This window comes from Acidicapsa borealis (assembly GCF_059115245.1).
Genome location: NZ_JCACNY010000001.1, coordinates 4,681,121 through 4,702,404, shown reverse-complemented (window position 1 = coordinate 4,702,404; position 21,284 = coordinate 4,681,121). Strand labels below are relative to the sequence as shown.

General features: G+C 57.7%; 6 protein-coding genes. 2 read left to right on the top strand and 4 right to left on the bottom strand.

All coding sequences use genetic code 11. The features are described 5' to 3' along the window. Positions 1-103: 103 nt before the first annotated feature. Positions 104-4,867, top strand: a complete 4,764-nt coding sequence (locus AC5S27_RS19160) for a chitobiase/beta-hexosaminidase C-terminal domain-containing protein (RefSeq protein ID WP_493936164.1) — start codon at positions 104-106, stop codon at positions 4,865-4,867. A 264-nt stretch (positions 4,868-5,131) separates the two neighbouring features. Then, positions 5,132-5,950 (top strand): 2OG-Fe(II) oxygenase, encoded by an 819-nt coding sequence (locus tag AC5S27_RS19155; protein WP_493936163.1) that lies wholly within the window; start codon positions 5,132-5,134, stop codon positions 5,948-5,950. Positions 5,951-6,183: 233 nt separating this feature from the next. Here the strand turns inward: AC5S27_RS19155 and AC5S27_RS19150 are convergent, their stop codons facing one another. From AC5S27_RS19150 to AC5S27_RS19135, 4 genes are all read right to left on the bottom strand, one after another. Next, positions 6,184-7,182 carry a hypothetical protein gene (locus AC5S27_RS19150; RefSeq protein ID WP_493936162.1) on the bottom strand — a complete coding sequence of 333 codons (999 nt, stop codon included), beginning with the start codon at positions 7,180-7,182 and terminating at the stop codon, positions 6,184-6,186. Positions 7,183-7,233: 51 nt separating this feature from the next. Next, on the bottom strand, positions 7,234-8,448 hold the full coding sequence (locus tag AC5S27_RS19145) for an acyltransferase family protein (protein WP_493936161.1): 1,215 nt from the start codon (positions 8,446-8,448) through the stop codon (positions 7,234-7,236). A gap of 192 nt (positions 8,449-8,640) precedes the next feature. Further along, complete coding sequence (locus AC5S27_RS19140) at positions 8,641-12,705, bottom strand: condensation domain-containing protein (protein WP_493936160.1); 4,065 nt, start codon at positions 12,703-12,705, stop codon at positions 8,641-8,643. A gap of 36 nt (positions 12,706-12,741) precedes the next feature. Then, a complete protein-coding gene (locus AC5S27_RS19135; RefSeq protein WP_493936159.1) occupies positions 12,742-21,228 on the bottom strand; it encodes an amino acid adenylation domain-containing protein in 8,487 nt (2,828 codons plus the stop codon). Positions 21,229-21,284 lie beyond the last annotated feature (56 nt).

Sequence of the window (21,284 nt, the reverse complement as noted above, 5' to 3'; positions counted from 1 at the left end):
GTTTCGGTTCCCGGCGCTAACAGCGACATGGGTGCAGGTGTGACCGGTGGCTGAGAAGTTCAATAGGACTCTCCGCCCGAATCTGATACAGGAGTTTGTTCTCATGAATTTTGTGTCCAATGGAACCGGAATGCGCGCTCTTCTGCTGACCATTCTCGTCCTTCTGACCGTCGGCGGTCCCTCCATATTGCAGGGCCAGACTGCAACCAATATCCAGGTTTCAAGTACCGTGCTTCAGCCGTCGGTACACCGCCTCGGCGTCAACCTTGGTGATAACGTCTATTGGGATTCGGGCCAGCTCATGAAGAACCTGGTCTTTGAGAATCCCGGCTTCGAGGGGCTGCGCTACCGCGTGATCTTCCGCTGCACAGCCGTAACCGCAAACACCTGCATGGACGACAACCAGTACAACGCGCAGCCTGCCGGGTACTGGAATGGCGCCAGCTATCTCGTGCTCTCCGGCAACGCCGCCGGTACCACTGGCACCATCCTCTCGAACACCGCCGCCAGCACCTGCAAGAGCTGCGGTCCGACGCTCACCTTTGACAAGAATGTGAACCTCGCAGTCGGTGACTATTTCTCCGCGGTAAATTATTTCCCCGGCACAGGCGATGCCGGCTGGGCCGACGACACCAGCGGCGGCGGTACCATCACCACCGAAACCACCGACATTTCGCCCAACAGCCCTGGCCAGCAGGCCATCCTGCTGAGCGCCAGCGCCACCGGGCAATACGCCAAGGTCACCCAGGGCTTCGACACCTGGTCCGGCCTCAGCTTCATCCAGCTGAACGGAACTTTCGCCATCACCTTCCGCGCCAAGGGCGTCGGCGGCAATAACAGCCTGAACATCTCCGCACTACGCCTGCAGCCCGGCGTACCCAACTGGTTCAATCAGACCATCACGCTCACCAACGCCTGGCAGGACTACACACTCACCTTCACCGCGAATGAAACCGGTGCCGGCGTCGGCCCCATCCAGCTCAACTTCCTGGCTCAGGGCTCAAGCGTGGAACTGGACGACGTAAGCCTCCAGCAGACCAATTCAGATCCGACGAACACCACCGCCTTCCGCGACGACGTCGTCAACGCGCTGAAGCAGTTGAATCCCGGCACCATCCGCATGATGGCCGCAGGCGCCGCGCTCGGCTCTGACCTGCCCAACCAGTTGCAGGTTCCGTTCGCTCGCTATCGCATGGGCTTCAATGCCGACGGCACCTCTTACCCGAACATTGCGTACGGCATTCACGAATTCCTGCAACTCTGCCAGGCAGTCGGTGCCGATCCCTGGATCACGATTCCCACGGCTACCACGCCAGCTGAAATGACCGAGTTCATCCAATATCTGACCGGCACCGGCTCTGACGCCTGGAGCACGTTGCGCATCAACCGCGGCCAGACTCAACCATGGACATCCGTCTTCAACAAGATTCATCTCGAACTCGGCAATGAAACATGGAACGGCTCCTTCAAAGGAGAATCCATGAACTATCCTGCCTATCCGCAATGGGCCAATCAGGTCTTCGGCGCTGCGCGTCAGACCCCAGGGTTTCAGGCCAGCAGCTTCGATCTCGTGCTGAGCGGACTCGCAGCCACCCCCGGCTACAACGCACCCATGCTTACCTACAGTACGCAGCATGATTCCTTCGATGTGGCGCCGTATCTACTCTTCAGCGCCAACGACGAATCGCAGGCGCTGCAGTTCGGTGCGATGTTTGCGGAACCCGAAATCTTCGACTCCGCCGGAGGTGAGATCTACAAGAACATGGCAGTCGGTGCCGCAGCCCCTTCGGCAACCTCGTCCAGTACCGCCGTCAGCGTCTACGAAACCAATCTCGGAACAATGATCGGCAACATCACGAAGCCGGAGCTCGACAACCTGACGCCTTCGATCGGCGCAGGTATCGCGCACACCGATCACATGCTGCAGATGATGCGCATCGGAATGCAGTACCAGAATGCTTTCTCGCTTCCGCAGTATGAGTACCGCCGCAGCGACGGCAGCCTCACGCGCCTTTGGGGACTTGTCGTTGACATGGGCACGACAAACCGCCGCCGTCCCCAGTTCTGGACGCAATCGATGGCCAACGGCGTCATCGGTGGCAGCATGCTGCAGACCGTGCATTCCGGCGCCAATCCAACCTGGAATCAGCCCCTCAGCAGCGACGGCGTCGTGCTGAACGGAGCGCACTCCCTGCAATCCTTTGCCTTCGTAAATAACGGCGTGGTATCCGTGATTGTCTTCAATCTCAGCCAGACCACGCCTCTGGCCGTTACCTTCTCCGGTCCTAATGCACCCAGCGGAAACGTACAGATGACGCAGATCACATCTGCCAACATCACCGACAACAACGAGTTCTCAAACGTTGTTCTGCCGACGACGCAGACACTGAGCGGTTTCAATCCCGCAACAGGTCTGTCGTTGCCGCCGTTCTCCATGACCGTGCTCACCATGACATCAAGCACTGTCCAGGCTCCCAGCTTCTCAGTGGTTGGTGGCACCTATGCGGCACCGCAGACCGTGACCATCTCGGACACGACGTCCGGCGCAACCATCTACTACACCACCGACGGCTCAACGCCAACCACATCTTCGCACGTCTACTCTGCGCCCCTGTTCGTCAGCAGCAATGAGACCATTCAGGCGATTGCAATTGCTTCAGGCCTCGCGCCCAGCCCGGTCAGCAGCGCCACCTACGTGATGTCGTTCCCAGCTGCGGCAACGCCCACCTTCTCCGTAGCTGCCGGTCAATATGCCACGTCCCAGACGGTCGCGATCGCCGATGCTACCCCAGGCGCAACCATCTACTACACCACCAACGGTTCCGCGCCAACCACCAGTTCCACAAAGTACACCGGCCCCATCACGGTCAGTGCAACCGAGACAGTCAACGCTATCGCGGCAGCGACCTACTACCTCAACAGCGCAGTCGGTTCCGCTGCCTACACGATCATGACCCCGGCAGCCACACCAACCTTCTCAGTGCCTGCAGGAACCTATACGACAGCACAAACGGTCGCACTGGCATCTGGCACTCCCGGAGCCACCATCTACTACACAACCAACGGCGCAACACCAACCGTCTATTCCAACAAGTACACGGCTGCGATCAAACTCTCCGTCTCGCAAACCGTGAAGGCCTTTGCAACCGCGGCCAACTACAACAACAGCGCTATGGCATCGGCCAACTACACGATTAACGCAGCAACGGGTACTCCGGGGTTCTCGGTCCCGTCCGGTACTTACTCCAGCGCACAGACCGTCACACTCACCGACCAGACCGGCGGAGCGATCTTCTACTACACGACGGACGGCAGCACGCCAACCACCAGTTCCACCAAGTACACCGCTCCAATCAAAGTGAGCACTTCCGAGACCATCAAAGCAATTGCCACGGCTACAGGGTATGCAACCAGCGCAGTCGGATCGGCGAGTTACACCATCACCGCATCCAAGGTCGCGGCCACGCCTGCCTTCTCAATCGCAGCGGGCACCTACTCCGTCGCGCAGACCGTATCCATCACGGATGCGACGAGCGGTGCAACGATCTATTACACAACGAACGGCACCACGCCCACGACCAACTCCACGAAGTACACGGCTCCAATCAAAGTGCTCGCAACCGAGACCATTAAGGCCATCGCTGTTGCTACCAACTACACCAACAGCGCAGTTGCGTCGGCAGCTTACACGATCAGCGCGTCCAAGGTTGCGGCCACGCCTGTATTCTCAATCGCAGCCGGCACTTACACATCCACTCAAACCGTGTCCATCACGGATGCCACGAGCGGTGCAACGATCTACTACACAACGAACGGCGCCACACCGACCACCAGCTCAACCAAGTACGCCGCAGCGATCAAGGTAAGCGCGACGGAGACCATCAAGGCCATCGCAGTTGCCACCAAGTACACCAACAGCACTGTCGCTTCGGCAACCTACACCATCAAACCTGTTACAGGCAGCACCGAGGTTGCAACCCCAACCTTCTCCGTACCTGCAGGGACGTATTCCGAGAAGCAGACCGTGGCTCTGGAAGATGCCACTTCAGGCGCAACCATCTACTACACAACCAATGGCACTACCCCAACCACCAGCTCCACGAAATACACGACAGCAATCACGGTCAGCGCGACAGAAACTCTCCACGCCATCGCAGCCTTATCCAGCAATGACGTCAGTGCTGTAGCAACGGCTGCTTATACAATCACTCCCCCTTCAACAAGCGGAACAGGCAACTTCTCCGCCGGCGAAATGGTCCTCTACGGCTCCGCTAAGTTGAAAGGCAAGACAATTCAACTCACCGACGGCGGAGCTGCGGAAATTGCCACTGCCTGGTACTCCAAGGAAGTAGGCGTAGCCAGCTTCACCGCTGACTTCACCTTCCAGGCTCCCTCGTCCACAGCTGACGGATTTACCTTTACCCTGCAGAACGATCCCAAGGGAACCTGGGCCAGCGGAGGCAACGGTGCCGCTTTGGGCTATGCCGGCATCAAGAAAAGCGTGGCGATCAAATTCGATCTGTACAACGGTTCGACATCAAAAGAGGTTTCGGCCACCGGAATGTTGCTAAACGGCGCAAGCCCGGCGACACAGTGGATCGATATGTCCAAATCGATCTCCCTGCACACCGGTCACATCATGCACGCTGTTCTGGTGTATGACGGCACAACCCTCAAGCAGACCGTAACCGACACAACAACCAAGGCGGTGTTTACCCAGAGCTACACGGTAAATATCCCGTCAATTCTGGGCAGCACTTCCGGGTACATCGGCTTCACGGCCAGCACGGGTGGCAAGACTGCGGTACAGAATCTTCTGACTCTGTCCTACTCCGGACTGACAGCAGCACAGAAGAAGAAAAAGTGAACCAGAGGCGGTTACTCTTGTTCGCTGGAAGGGCCATCATCGTGGGGATGATGGCCTTTCCGGCGTCTGGACTCAACAGGATCCGGGACGCCGATTGCATGTTTGGAACAAGTCGAATCGTCGCTTCAATCCCGGAAATCCAGTGCCGGTGATGCGAAAGTGGGATGTACCCATTTGTTCGACGGTACTATAAATTGACAGTAGAGCACCCACATCGCCAGCTCCTTCGGTGATCTGCCTGCTTACAGCAAAAGGAGAATTGCAATGGACGTTCTGTACAGCGAAGAGTTCACCAAAAAGCTTGAGACCCTGGCAAAGGACAACGCGGAGAAGTACGCGAACGCCAAGCCGTTCCCGTACATCTACTTCGATGATTTCCTTCCGGTTGAAGCTGCGGAAGCCGCGCTGCGCGAATTTCCTCAGCCTAAGCAGCTGACCTGGACGGAATTCGATCGTCCCAACGAGCGCAAGCTGGCCTTCGATGCAGTTGAAAAGCTCCCCGGCACCATTCGTGACGTGCTTCATTTCCTCAACAGCCGTCCGATCGTCCAGTTTCTTGAAGTTCTTACTGGCATCGAGGGTGTCATTCCCGACCCCTACTTCGTCGGCGGTGGTCTGCATCAGATCAAGCCCGGCGGCAATCTCGAAGTGCATGCAGATTTCAATCTGCACACCAAGCTCAACCTGGATCGCCGCATCAACATGCTCATCTACCTCAACAAGGATTGGGATGAGTCGTACGGCGGCCACTTCGAACTCTGGAATAAAGAAATGACCGGTGCCGAAGCGAAGATCCTTCCGCTGTTCAACCGCTGCGCCATCTTCAGCACGACCAGCACTTCGTACCACGGCCACCCAACCCCGCTCTCCTGCCCGCCCGATCGTACCCGCAAATCGATGGCCACCTACTACTACTCCAACGGCCGTCCCGAGGAAGAAAAGGGGGAAGTGCACTCGACCCTCTTCAAGCACCGCCCTGGCGCAGTCTACGAGAAGGAAAAGACCTCCATTTCCGCCAAGGACGTAGTTGTTGCCGTTACCCCGCCGATCATCATTAAGGCTCTCAAAGGCCTCCGCAAGTAGCGCAATCCCTCGAGACTGTCTTGAGGGGTACGCAAATCAGAAGTTCTTCTAAGTAGGCCGGGGTTTATCCCCGGCTCAAATCAGGCAAATCAAGGAGGCTTCAGCCTCTGCGGTTTGCCTTTTCTTGCGTCGTCACACAGCAAAAATATGCAGAACAGCAAATAGCCAAGAGCGCTTCAGCTCTTGGCTATTGGCTGTGCTGCCTAAGATTTTGATCGTCCCGTCCGAACGGCTTACGTGCGGAAGACCGAGTAATACCCCAGCCGCTTCAGCACATCCTTCACGCGCTGTTCGCGATAGTAGGTCGTAGGCATCAGCTCTTCAAAAGGCAGGATGGGCCCAGGCGACGTGCGGTCTTTGTCCATGTCCAGCATCCCTTTCTGCTTCGCTTCTGAAAGCCACCACTTTGCCTCACCACCCGCATGGAAGCACTTGATCGCCGAGAAGTCCTCAACGCGCAGAATGTGAATGCCCGGGAGACCCATCTTGCGCAGCATGCGCTTCGGCTGATTGCGATGCCAGCAGTGCCAAAGCGCCGGGTCCAGATAACCTCCGCCAATTCGCATAGCCAGTGCAGCCCACACGATGGCTTCGATATGCATGACGCGGGGAACGGTACGCACATTCAGCCTTCCCAGCAACCATTCCAGCCACTCCAGATCGACCGGCGCCCGCCATCCGCCAACACCTATATCCACATGGTGCGCAAAGCGAATGCCTTGCTCCATCGCCGATCGCACCGTTCCTGGTGGCACCAGGCAACTCGGCTTCTGCCACATCAGCAATACACCGGTCTCAGGAGTCGGCTCGAAGTTGAATCGGTTCGGAAAGTAGAGATCCGGGTCCAGCAGAACCATCTCTTCCTTGCCGTTGCCCTCACCCTCGGTCAGCAGCACAGGGTCGGTAATCTTGCGCCAGCATGGATGCCCATGACGGAAAAATCGCAGGTTCGGATACGGTCCAAAAATCGCCGCCTCGCGATCGGCTAGTTCGTCTTCAGAATAGACAGACCAGAGATGCTTACCCGGCGTCTGGCGCAAGGTCATCTCTTCGATCAGCTTGTCCTTGTCCGAGGCCGAATCCGTAATGAGATGCAGGTGAATCTGTTCAATGCTGTTGCGGAACAGGCTCTCCAGGGAAAAACGGGCGTAGCCCATCGACACAGGCGAGATCACCATGAATACCCGGCGCGGGGTCTTACTGGTTGTCGTGCTTGCTGCGGCGGTACTCATGGAAGTTGCGTCCTCGGCGTACGTGTGCATGCGGTTAAGAAAGGGAAGCGGCTACAATTTTGCTGCAGCATACGCTTCTCCCTCAGGTTGTTGTTTCGACTCATGCGACGAATGTTTCAGAGTGTCCAACGTCTCTGACGTGTCACTTGTCCTGGGAGCGGACTGCGCTTCCCGGCTCGTTGTCGCCAGTCCTTCATGTTTGAGCTGCGAACTGCGCAGCAGGAAATGCTTTTCAACCAGATGCCATGAAAGCGCGCCAGCGATTAGCGTCAGCGGCGCAGCCTCAGCAAACAGCACCCATGGCGAAATTCCCTGGTGCGCCCGCACAGCGCGTTGCACCAGCAGCTGCTGAATCGGAAACGCATAGAGATACGTTCCGTAGGAAAAATCGCCAAAGCGCCCAAGGTTCAACGGATGCAGAAATGGCAGGTAAGCCAGCCCCATCAGCAGATAAGCGCCGCAGGTCGGCATGGTGACAACCAGCCCGTTCGGAATGAAGTTGGAAACTACCAGGATCACTGCGGCCGCAGCCAGGTACGGGGCCTTCAGAAGCTTCTGCCCGCCATAAATCTGGAAGATCGTCCCCGCCAGATAGAAAGGAAGCACGGTAACCCAGAATGGCGGATATCCGAAGATCTGCCCCAGAATCGCTCCGCTCGGGTTCCATCCTTTGATGACCATGTACAGGTGCAAGCCGATCACAAGGGCGAAGAGCACAACGACCACCACGCGTCGCCGCAGCAAACCGACGAGGCCCAGCGAGAGCACGCCGAGATAGCACCAGAACTCATACGGCACCGACCACAGCGAACCATTCAACGCAAACGGCCCAGGATTGTGAACGAAAACGGGAGAACTCTCAAAGATCTGCAACCGCAGCGTATTGAACAGAAAACTCTGCAGCGAGACCGGAACATACGTCCCAGGTTCAGCGGCAATTGGCACTACTGCCAGAGCCATCACGACGGCCGCCACAGCGAAGCCCGGATAGATCCGGCCAATGCGCCGCTTGAGGAACTTGCCCACCTTGGGCGAGCGTTGCCAGCTTTGTGTAATCAGGAATCCGCTGATGACGAAGAAGGCCCAAACGCTGATATTGCCGAAAGTGATCTGCTGATGTGTCAGCACCGACAGCGGCTCAGTCATGTTCGAGCCGCGCGTAAGCGGAAAGCTGTGTGAGAAGATCACCAGGACAGCAAAGATCAGGCGCAGCGAATCAAAGTTATTCGCGTGGCTTGGCTGCTTTGTGACCTTTTCCAGAGACATCTGCATATACTCCATCTTGCGGGGACCGGTACCGATTAGCAACTACCCATTGGTTGCAAGCCCTGTACCTAAAGTACGCATCCGGCTAGCGATTGCGCACTTTTGTGCCAATTTCGGCCATCCCACACGCTCACGGAAATGCATCGAGCAACAGCGCTCGTCTTCAGAAATGAGTCAGCCATCATTACTTGGTTATTGCTCCCTGGAATAGGCCTCCGCAAGGCCTTCGCGCAGGAATCCACCCACAGTCTGAAGATGCGGGTCGAGGAACATCGATTCATGGTTGCCAGTCGCCCAAAGAACCTTCACTCCGCCCTTGACGATTGCATCCCATCCACAGTGTTCCTTGGCTCCAGGAATGTACGGAGCTTCCTTAGCGCGAATCAAAGTCATCGATCCGTTGTACGGCTCAATTCCGCGATATTCTTTCAGCGAGTTCAGCGTAGTCAGACTCACGTTATGCATGAAGTGCGGCAGGGAAAGACCAAACTTGCGGCAGAACCACTCAGCGATCGCCCAGTTCTTCAGATAAATGCGATTCCGCACTGAGGCGAACTTGTTGCTGAACACGGTGGCAACGTAGCGCGCCTTCTGCGGACCACTCAACTTCGCCCATTGCCTCTTATGAAAGCGCAGCTTGCGATCCAGCCGCGCGCTCAAACTCATCTCCGGAGTACCCGCCTGCTCACGCGCCAGCTCAGCCGCATAGCCCGGCCGCCATGAATCGAACAACACCAGGTATCCAACTTTTTCCCCCGAAGCGACAATCTGTCGCGCCGTCTCAACCGCCAGCGGACCCGCCGCGCACCAACCGCCGATGTAATAGGGTCCGGTCGGCTGCACCGAACGCATAGCATCCAGATACGTGGCTGCGCGCTGCTCCACCGTCATGTCGGTTGCGTCCGTATCCAACTCGCGCAACCCGTAGAAGGGATAGTCGTTGCCCATTACCGCGGGGATACCCTGATACAGCAGATACGAGTGAATCATGAAGAACGGGGGACGCGTCCCCTCCGTCTGCACCGGTACCAGAGACGAGTAATAAGCGCGTCCGCGAACGATATCTGCCAGTTGCTCGACCGTCGGCGCATTGAAGATAGTTGTGATCGGCAGCGATGTGCCCAGTACCTTGTTGATGCGTGCGAACAGCCGCACGATCATGAGCGAATACCCGCCAAGCTGAAAGAACCGGGTCCGGATGCCAATGGGGCGAATCCCAAGCACCTCTTCCCATATGGCAACCAGGCTCAATTCAAGCTCATCCCGCGGCGCCACGTATTCGTCCGAGGGGGACTCATCCGGCTTTGCCTGTCCCGGAGCAGGAAGCAGTGCCAGATCGGCTGAGCCGTCGGGCCGTCGCGGAATGCCATCCACTACGATCAGTTCCGCCGCCCCGATATGCCCCGGAGCAACTGACTGGAACTGGGTCCGGATAGCACGTAACGAATCGGCCTTCTTCGCTGCATTCGTGGCTCCAAACGCGGTCACGTAAGCAACCAGCGTGTTGACACCCTCGACAGGCAAAATTGCCGCAACCACATCGGCCACCGCAGGATTCTGCCAGAGAACTTCTTCCAACTCACCCAGCCGCAAGCGATACCCGTGCAGCCGAACCAGCCGGGTCATCAGGTCAAGAATCTGCAAACCGCTGTCTGTGCTTGTTTTGCCAGCAATGCTGGAGGACTGCGTCGAAGTAATGCGGCCCAGATATCCGGTCCTTGTCACATGCGAAGGGCTGGCACCCAGCACCGCAAGTTCTCCCGAAACACCCTCCGGCGCAGCCTGATTGTTGTCATCCAAGATCACAAGCCATTGCCCGGAGACAGAAACGAAACCTGCCAGACCTTCCGCCGTCACCTTCGCCAGAGCGACAGGTCCGCCAGTCTGCGCCGAGGAAACCAGCGACCAGAGTCGAAGAGGAATGGCTGCCATACGTCGCAAATGTGCAGGACCCAGCAAACCACAACGCACCACCACGTTCAACCGGCGGTCGCCGGCCCAGCGATTGTGAATCGCCTCAAGCACACCAGCCGCAGAAGTAAAGACAAACGAAACCTGGTGCTTTTCAAGCAGTGACTGAAGATTCTGCGGTTCCGACTTCTCAACATACAGCAGAGTGGCGCCAGCAACCATGGGAAGCATCAAGTCGACCCAGGCATCTGTCGCAGAGTCAGCTGTGGAGATGAGAACCGTGTCCCCCACGCGCAGATCGAGGGCGGAAGCTGTTCCCAAAAGCTGCTGCAGCGTCGCTGCATGCGTTGCCGGGACCAGCGCAGGTTGCCCATCGGGAGTATCACTGATGCCAAGCCACGCGATCGCGGAAGGCAGTGGCCCCGCTCCATCGGCTGGGATTACCGCTACGCCGTCCTCAAGCAGGCTGGCAAATGTGGCAATGTTCGGATTACCAGTCGCGAAAGTCGTCCCCGAGAAAGCCAGGAAAGGCTGATGCAGCGCCAGCAGACGATTCCACTCTGCAGCGCTCGTCGAGGCTGGAACCGGAATAGCAACTGCACCCAGCGAAAGCAACGCCCACGCCGCCGCAGCGCTGTCGCCGGCCGACTCCAGGCGTAGCATGACCGCATGCCCTGTCGAAACACCCAGGCCACGCAGTGCTGACGCCATCTTCCGGCTCCGCGTTTGCAACTCAGCCCAGGTGAAGCGCTGACCGCTCTCAACAATCGCAACCGCTGCGCCCAGTGTCTCAGCGTGATGATCGAGGCATTCCACCAGAGAAATCGCCGGCTCGGCACTCGCTTCAGAAAGTGCAGCAATCGAGTTCTCGGCACCCTGTGCCACCTTGTCCTGCTGCGAAACAAGCGGAAACTTCGACACCGTCAGCGTGTCGTTATCCATCACCGCTTCCAGCACACGGACGTACATCGCGATCAGTCCCTGGATTCGCTCCGGTCGGAACAGGACTGTGTTGTACTCCATCTGGAGCCGCGGACCTTCCGCCCGCTCCACGATGCTGACCAGCAAGTCAAAGTTCACCCCACCGGAAACAGATGGCCGCGGCGTTACCTTCAGCCCGCGAATCTCCTGCGGCTGCATGAACGCCTTCTGATAAACGAAATACACCTGCAGAAACTGCGAAGTCGCACCAGCTTGATCGAGCTGAAACTCTTCCATCAGCCGCGAAAAGGGCAGGTCTTGGTGTGTATACGACTCCGTGCTCCACTCGCTCACGCGCCGCACCAACTCGCGATAGCTCGGATCGCCGTTGACATCCGCCAGAATCACCTGCGGATTGGCAAACCGCCCAACAACGTTCTCCATGCCCGGCTGTGTGCGGTTCGCAATCGTAGAACCGAGCAGAAACTCACTTTGATTGGCGTAGCGGGAAATCAACCCTTCGAAAGCCGCCAGCAATACCTGGTGCATCGTCGCATTGTGAGCGCGGCAATAAGCCTTAAGACGCGCCGTCAGCGCATCCGGCAAAAGCGTCGACTCAATATGTCCCGGATAACTCTTCTTCTGCTGTCGCGGTGCGTCCGTAGGCAGATCGACCGCCGGCATCTCGCGCCGGATATGCGTCCGCCAGAAGCTCAGTGCAGCCTTGGCCGCATCGCTCTCTAGCCAGTTCTGCTGCCACACGGTGAAGTCCGCAAACTGAAACGGCAGCTCAGGAAGCTGAGGCTCGCGGTGCTGCGAAAATGCCGCATAGAAATCAGTGAAGTCACGAATCAGGATTCCGTTCGACCATCCATCGCAAACAATGTGATGCATCGTGAACGCAAGAAAATGTAGTTGATCCGTTACATGGATCAGCCGGACAAAGAAAGCGGGCCCTGTCGCGAGGCTGGCTCGCGCATGGCTGTGTTCTTCGATCGCTGCATCGGCACCAGCAGCACGCTCCGCTTCCGGCAAGCCGCGCAGATCGGTTACGGTAAAGCTGTAGCGTGCCTCTTCCGAAATCACCTGACACAGACGGTCATCCACCATGCGAAACGTAGTTCGCAGGGCCTCGTGCCGCTCGACAATAGCACGGATCGACCGCTCAACAATCACATCGTTGAGCGATCCTTCGAGACGAGCAGCGATGGCCATGTTCGAGGCCGTCGATGCGCCATCCAACTGGTCAAGGGTCCAGTAGCGGATCTGTTCCAGGCTCGCAGGAAAGACGTAAACGCCTTCCTCCTGCGTGATCTCCTGCTGAGACGGGTCTGTCAATATTCCACCACCGCTCGCAGCCTGATTCTTCGGATCCATAACTTCTACCGGCACATGCGTAACTTCACACGCAGAGGGTCGATTCATACTACTCCAAGGGCAACCACGACTTACGACTGAAAGTTACTTCAACGTTGTTTGCGGCCTGCGATGCAAGGAGCGTGGGATCGCCTGAATTGCCCCAACATTGTTCTGTGCCACCGGACCGGTGTTATCTAAGTCAAGTTGTTCACAGATCGCCGCAACGGTTCTGAATTGAAACACGTGGCGTGCAGTCAGCTTAAGTCCTGCTTGGTTCGCCAAGGTAATTATCCTAAAGATTAGCAGCGAATCGCCACCTAATTCGAAAATTGTGTCATCGATGCTTACCTCTTTCACCCCAAGGACCCTCGACCAGATTCCAGCCAAAGTCTCCTGCATCGGCGTTCGAGGATAGACGATCGAACGAGCCCGCATCAACTGCTCCGGAACTGGTGCAGGCAACGCGCGCCGGTCCACCTTTCCGTTGATTGTCCGGGGCAGGCTCTCCAGCAGCATAATCGCCGCCGGCTGCATGTAATCCGGCAACTGTTCCTGCAAATGCTTACGCAGCTGCGGCACCAGCTGCCCGGCCAGCGCCGCAACATCTCCCGGAACCGCCGGAATCACATAAGCCGCCAGCCGTTTATCGCCCGGCGCGTCGTAAGCCGAAACCCAATCCGTCCGCACCGCCACCACCGCGGCTCGCACTAGCGGCGACCGCTCCAGTGCATTCTCAATCTCCGCCAGTTCAATCCGGTAGCCGCGGATCTTTACCTGCGTATCAGCCCGGCCCAGGAACTCCACCGTTCCATCCGCATTCTCCGACCGGAACCGTGCCAGATCACCCGTACGATACAAACGCTCCGTCCGGCCCGTTTCAAACGTATGCTCAACAAACTTCTCCGCCGTAAGCTCCGGAGTGTTCAGGTAACCCAGCGCCACGCCATCGCCGGCAGCATACAACTCACCCGTCACTCCCGCCGGAACAGCCTTTCTGTTCGCATCGAGAATGTAAACCCGCGTGTTCGTAATCGGCTTGCCGATCGGCACTGTTCCACTCGCCAGGCTTTCCAGCGTGATGGGATGGCAGCAGGTGAACGTCGTGTTCTCCGTAGGCCCGTAGCCGTTGATCAGCTTGATGTGCGGCAACTCCTCGCAGACCTTCCGCGTATGCGCCACCGACAACACGTCGCCACCCGCCAGCAACTGGCGCAGCGGCCGAATCACGTCGATATGTTCAGTCACGATCAGATGGAACAATGCAGCAGTCAGCCACACCGTAGTGACGCCGTTCGCAGCGATCAACTTACCGATCTCTTCAGGGGTAATGCGGTCCGCAGGCCCAAGCACCAGCTTGGCGCCATTCAACAGCGCACCCCAGATTTCAAAGGTCGCGGCATCGAAGGAAATCGGAGCCAGCTGCAGGAACACCTCATCCGCCTTGAAGCTCGCGAACGTGCTGTTTCGCACCAGCCGCAGCACCGCGCGATGCGGCGCCAGCACACCCTTCGGGTTCCCCGTCGACCCCGACGTATACATCACGTACGCCAGCTGGTCAGGGTTGTGCGGCTCCGAATTTGTGTTATCGAGATTACGCGGAGACTCCAGAGCAATCACCGGCCAATCCTGATCCAGAATCACCAGGTTCGTATTCAGCGCCGGCAACTCAGCAGCAATCGCCCGCTGCGTCAGCAGTACCTTGGCCGCCGAGTCTTCAATCAGGAACGAAAGCCGCGAAGCAGGATAGCTCGGATCGACAGGTACATACGCCGCATCGACCTTCAGAATCGCCAGCAGACTCACAATCACTTCCAGCGATCTGCTCAGCGAAACCGCAACCCGATCCCCCTTGCCTACGCCGGACTTCCGCAGGAAACGCGCCAGCTGGTTCGCCTTCTCATTCAACTCGAAGTAGCTGAGTGCATCATTCCCGCCCACCAGCGCAATCGCATCCGGCGTAAGCTCCACCTGCCGCTCAAACACCGCCTGGATCGGCAGATCGCGCTCATACGCAGCGTCCGTCGCGTTCCACGTAACCAGAATCTCCTGCAACTGCGTCGCAGTCAGCAGCGAAACATCATTTGCAGGCTGTTCCGCATTGGCTACGAAAGCCTCGAGGATCGCGTTCAGATGCCCAAACCACCGCGTGATCGTTGCCTCTTCAAACAGGCCCGTGTTGTAGTCCACATCCAGCCACAGCTCAGTGCCGCGATCGATGAAGTTGAAGAAGAGATCCATGTTCACATGCGTCTTCGGGTTTGCACTCAGATCTACATTCAATCCTTCAAACTTGAGCCCCGCACCCACCTGCTCCACATTGAACTGAATCTCCACGAGCTGCAGCCGCGAAGGATCGCTCGGAATCTTCAACGCCCGCAGCAGCGTGCCATACGTATAGCTCTGATGATCCTGCGCATCCAGCAGCGTTTTGCGCGTCTGCTTCGAGAACTGCGCGAACGATTGCTTCGGATCAAGATGGCTGCGGATCGGCAGGAAGTTCACGCCATGTCCAACCAACGTGCCACCATTGTCCAACTGAGCCTGACCTGCAACAGGAATGCCAATCACCACATCTTCCTGCTGTGCCAGCTTGTGAATCAAGAGCGAGAAGCCAGAAAGCAGCGTTGCGAAAAGTGTTGAGCCTTGCTTTGCACCGGCCTTGCGTACAGCTTTTAGCACTTCAGCAGGGAACACAAATCGCTTCGTAGCTCCCGCGTTCTCACGCAACTGCGGCCGCGCATGATCGGTAGGAATCTGCAACGCCGTCGGCAGCGTCTTGAACTGATCCAGCCAGAACTTCTCCGTCTCCGCGCGGTCCGCCGAAGCAAGCTCCTTATGCTGCGCATCCGCATACTCGCTGAACGTCAGCACAGCAGGCAGCGTGGCGTTCACACCCTTGACCGCAGCGCTGTACAACTCGCTCAACTCGCTGAACAGCACATTCGTAGACCAGCCATCGAAGATAATGTGATGTGCCGTAAGCACCAGCACGTTCTCCTGATCCGAAAGCTTGATCAACCGCACACGAAACAGCGGTCCAGCAACCAGATCGAAGGGAGTAGACGCCTCGGTATGCAAAATCTCCGCATGCTGGGCCTTCTTGTCAGCATCAGCAAGCGCACTCAAATCATCCAGGCCAAGGTTGACTTCGCCCACAGCGGCAACATGCACCGTATCGCCATCGGCATCAATCGTGGATCGCAAAGCCTCATGCCGCACCACCAGCTTCTCCAGGCTCTTCGTCAACGCATCCACATTGAGCGAGCCCTTCATCACCAGCGAAGTCGATTCGTTGAAAGCGCAGTTCGCCTCATCGCCAAGCTGCGTACCAAGGAAAATCTCGCGCTGCTGCTCCGTGATAGGAAAGTCCTTCGCCACCGGCACTTCTTCAACAATCGGAGTATCCGCAACAGCAGCCGCGGCCGCAGTTGTAGACCCCTCAATCGTTGTCTTTCCCGATGGCAGCACCTGTCCATCGCGCATCCGCTCCAGCCCCTTGCGGAAGGCCGCGCGAACCTCATTCAAATCAGCATCCGTATGCGCCGTCGTGATGAAGCAAGGGAAGCCTTCCTGGATATGAATACCCTGCTCGCGCAGATGGAAATGCAGCATGCGCGCCAGCTTCGGATCGCCCGGAACAGGGAAGTAGAACCACGAAGAAAACGTCTCAAGCTGCGAAGGATACGAGAACTCCTCCAGCATCGCATTGATATCCGCCACCAGCGCAGAAGTCTTCGCAGCAACACTGGTCTGCAATTCCGGCCCGGAAGCCTTCAGATGCCGCAGACTCGCGCGCACAGCAGCCATCGACAGCGGATGCCGCATGAACGTGCCCGCATAGAACGTCACCCCCACCTGCGGGAACGAATCATCGCCATACTTCCATGCGCCACCATCCAAAGCATCCATGAATGCAGGGATACCAGCCAGGATCCCCATCGGCATACCGCCCGCGACCACCTTGCCATACGTAGCAAGATCGGCCTTGATGCCATACACAGCCTGCATCCCACCAATGTGGGTACGGAAGCCCGTCACAACTTCATCGAAGATCAGAGCCGAACCGGACTTCTCCGTAATCGCACGAACCTCGCGCAGAAACTCAACCGGTCGCAGCTCAGGATGACGGCTCTGCACCGGCTCAACCAGCACAGCAGCAATCTCATCCGCGCGGCTGCGAATAATCTCCAGCGTCTCCGGCGACCCATACTCAAGCACCAGCGTGTTGGCCACACTCTCACGCGGAATACCCGGCGCCACAGGCATCGAACGCTGATTGCCAACCGACTTTGCCAGCACTTCATCGAAGCTGCCGTGATAGTCGCCCGAGAAGTACACGACAAGATTACGGCCAGTCACGGTACGAGCCAGGCGCATCGCACCCATCACCGCTTCAGAACCCGTATTGCAGAAGGTCACGCGGTCCATGCCGGTGAACTCCTTCACCAACTCCGAGCACTCGCCGACCAGGTCTGTCTGCGGCCCAATCGGGAAGCCAAGCTCAAGCTGCTCGCGCAACGCATCCAGAATGAAGTCGGGCGAGTGACCATACAGAATAGCCCCGTATCCATTGAGGATATCGATGTATCGGTTGCCATCCTTGTCCCAAAGATAAGCACCCTTGGCACGCTCCACCACGATGGGATACACAAGCTCTTTCAACTGTGCATTGAAACCCGAGACCACGCGCCCATCGGCATAGACCGCGCGATGTTCCTGCGTAAAGCTCTTCGACTTTCCTGTCTTCTCGTTGTAAGTCTTGATGAAGCTTTGCAGGTACTTCTCCTGCACCGGATTCAACCCGCCAGTGTCACCGCGTTGCAGTGGCTTGAACGGCGTAAACGCAGCCTTGGCTGGTTTCGCTTCAACAGTCGCAGCAATCGCAGGCTGAGCCGCTTTCGGAGCAGCCTGCGGAGGCATAGCCACCGCCTGCACCGGCGCAGAGGCAGCGGCGGCTATGGGTGCAGGCGCTGCCACCCCAGCCTGTCCCTGCAGGATCGCAAACTGTTGCTGGAAAAGGCCATTCAAAGCCTGCATCTGCATCGCAAACAGGCCTTCATACGATCCCGCAGCTACCGGTGCGGAAGGCGCAAACGCTGCCATCGCGGCCGGCTGGGCAAATGCCACAGGAGCTGAGGCCGTAACAGGCAGAGCGGCTGCCGCAACGGGAGCAGCCGCCGAAGCAGACTGGAGATTCGGCGCAACCGTAGCCTTCAAGTGCGCAGCCAAAGTATCCAGCGTCGGATACTCTTCCATGATCTGCCGGAAGGTCAGCTTGACCTTGTACTTGCTCTGAATTCCCTGCGTCAACTGCGTAAGAAAGAGCGAGTCGAAACCAAGCTCCAGGAAAGAAGCATCCGCTTCAGCATCGGCCAGGTCAGTGCCGGAAAGATCGGTGATCAGCGCCTTCAAGTCATTCAACATCAAGTCTTCATTGGAAGCAGCGGGCATGGAAATATCCTCAACAAACACGGGGGAAGTAGCTGTCGGCAAAGGCGACAGCAGTTGCAAAGGAACCGAAGAAATCGTAGGAGCAGAAACAGAAGCAGTCGCGAGAGTTGGGGCAGGCTCAACCCAGTAGCGCTTGCGATCGAAAGCATACGTCGGTAGCAGCACACGCTTGCGCCGCGCACCAGCATGGAACTTCTGCCAGTCCGGCAGCGCTCCCGCCACCCACAACCGGCCTAGCGCGGAAAGAATAGCCTTATCAGCAGGCACATCGTCCTTGATCGCACCCTGAGATGCGATCACAACAGGCGCGCCAGCTCCTGCGGCAACATTCTGCCGCATCAGTTGCACCAGCGTCTCCGAAGGCCCAACCTCGAGCAGAACTGTTTGCGCAGCTTCCGCTACGGTGCGAACAGCATCGCCAAACCGCACAGTACGGCGAAGATGATTCACCCAGTACTCAGGCGTCGCAACCTCATCCGTCGAAACCCACTGCCCCGTAAGAGAAGAGGCATAGGGAACTGTGGGTGTGTTGAATGTGATCCTGGCCACCTGCGCAGCGAACTCGTCCAGCATCGGATCCAGCATGCGGCTATGAAACGCATGCGAAGTCACCAGCCTGCGATACGCAATCTTGCCCGCATCCAGCCGCGCGACAAAGCCATCAATCGCAGCATCCGTGCCGGAAACAACACACAGCTTAGGGCCATTCACCGCAGCAATATCAAGCTCAAATTCACTCGAAGCAATAAGCGCAGTAACAGCATCCTCACCCGTACGTACCGCCAGCATCGACCCGCGCGGCAGAGCCTGCATCAGCCGCGACCGCGCCGCCAACAGTGTCAGAGCATCCTCAAGCGAAAGCACACCAGACAAGCACGCAGCAACATACTCGCCCACACTGTGCCCAACCATCGCCGCAGGAGCAATCCCCCAGGAAATCCAAAGCTGTGCCAGCGCATACTCAAAAGCAAAGATCGCGGGCTGCGCATACAGCGTCTGATTCAATATCTCCGAGTGCTCCGGTGTCATCTCTACCGGATAAACAAGCTCACGTAGGCTCTTTCCCAGGAGCGGAAACAGCAAAGCATCACAGGCATCGAAATGCTGCCGGAATACAGCCTCAGTCTCATACAGCGCGCGCCCCATACCAACCGTCTGCACACCTTGCCCAGGAAAGCAGAACACCACACGCGCACTCTCAAACGGAGCATCGCTCTGCAACAACCCAGCACCAGTAAACTCAGTCAGCTTGGCCGCTTCATCAGCGCTGCCAACAACGACCGCGCGTCGCAGCTTATGAGCGCTGCGTCCGATTTGCAGCGTATACGCCGCATCGGCCAATACACCGTCACTCGCCTCAGCAAAATGTTGCTCAAGCGCGGAACCAATATTGCCAAGCGAAGTAGGAGTCTTCGCCGACCAAACCAATAATTGATGCGCACGTCCAGCATCAGACTCCGGCACGGCAGGCGCCTCTTCCACAATCACATGCGCATTCGTCCCGCCCACGCCAAAAGCGCTAACACCAGCACGCAGCGGCGAACCATGCCCATCCCACACGCGTGTCTCGCGGTCAACAAAGAACGGGCTGCCCTCAAGCTTCAAATGAGGATTCGGCTTCTCAAAATGTAGCAAGCCGGGAATCGTCCGATGTTCAAGCTGCAGCACCGCTTTGATCAGCCCCGTAGCTCCAGCAGCCACATCCAGATGCCCAACATTGCCCTTCGCCGTGCCCATCGAGCAGAAGTGCTCCGCCTTCGTCGTCGTGCGGAAAGCCTTTGTCAGCGCCGCCACTTCAATCGGATCGCCCAGCGGCGTACCGGTTCCATGCGCTTCCAGATAGCTGATCGAGTCCGCAGAAACCCCAGCCATCTTCTGCGCACGCGCAATCACCTGCGCCTGGCCTTCCACGCTCGGCGCAGTATAGCCCGCCTTCATCGAACCATCGTTATTCACCGCAACGCCGCGAATCACAGCCAGCACCTGGTCGCCATCCGCAATCGCATCGTCCAGCCGCTTCAGCAGCACAACGCCAGCGCCATGCCCGAACACCGTACCGCTAGCCTGCTCATCGAAAGGCCGGCAATGGCCATCCAGCGAAGCCAGCCCACCTTCCTGCGCAATGTATCCGCGATGTAGCGGAAAGGTAACGGAAACCGCCCCCGCCAGCGCCATATCGCAACCCTGCGTCAGCAGACTCTGGCAAGCCTGGGCCACAGCCACCAGCGCCGTCGAACACGCCGACTGCACCGACATGCTCGGTCCATGCAGATTCAATTTGTAGGAAATGCGCGTGGGCAGGAAGTCCTTGTCGTTACCCATCATCGCGGAGTAGTTACCGACCTGATAGTTGCCCGTGAACTGCTCGACAAAGCTGCGTTGGTCCGCCAGATTGCGCATGAAATACGTGTTCATGCTGCAGCCCGCAAACACTCCTACCGACTCGCGCGTATGCGCCGGATCGTATCCCGCCCGCTCCAGCACTTCCCACGCACACTCCAGCAGGATGCGATGTTGCGGGTCCATCTGCGCAGCTTCCTTGGGATACACCCCAAAGAACTCCGCGTCAAACAGGTCAGGATTGTTCAACAGCGGCCGCGCCGCTACATACCCTTCATTGCTGGCTGCGATCAGTTGCTCACTCGGCTCAAGCTGATCCCGATCGAAGAAAGTGATCGATTCAACACCGTCGCAAAGATTCTTCCAAAACGCCTCGATCGAATCGGCGCCAGGGAACCTTCCCGTCATGCCGATAATTGCCACCGCTGAGGAAGCCGGTTTTGTCTCGTTCTGCGTCTGGATCGGATGATCTGCAGTCTCAATCGCTGGCTCAGCATCCACCTCGCCACGCAGCAACCGTGCCTGCGCACGAATCGTGGTGTATTCAAAGACTGACGCAATCGCCAACTCGCGGCCGAAGATCGCATTCACCTTCTTCAGCAGCACCGTCGCCAGCAGGGAAGTCCCGCCAACCTCAAAAAAATTGTCGTCAATACTGATTTGCGGCAGGCCGAGAAGCTGTTTCCAGATTCCACCGATAGCCGACTCAAAATCCACGCGCTCGCCGCCGGCAGCATCGTTCGTGCCGGAGATCCGGGCTTCATTGCGATTCGGGTTGGAGTAGCCGTCGCGTTCCATCGAAATCCTGTTCTCTACTAAGCCGTACCCCCAACATAGAACACGAACGAGATGTT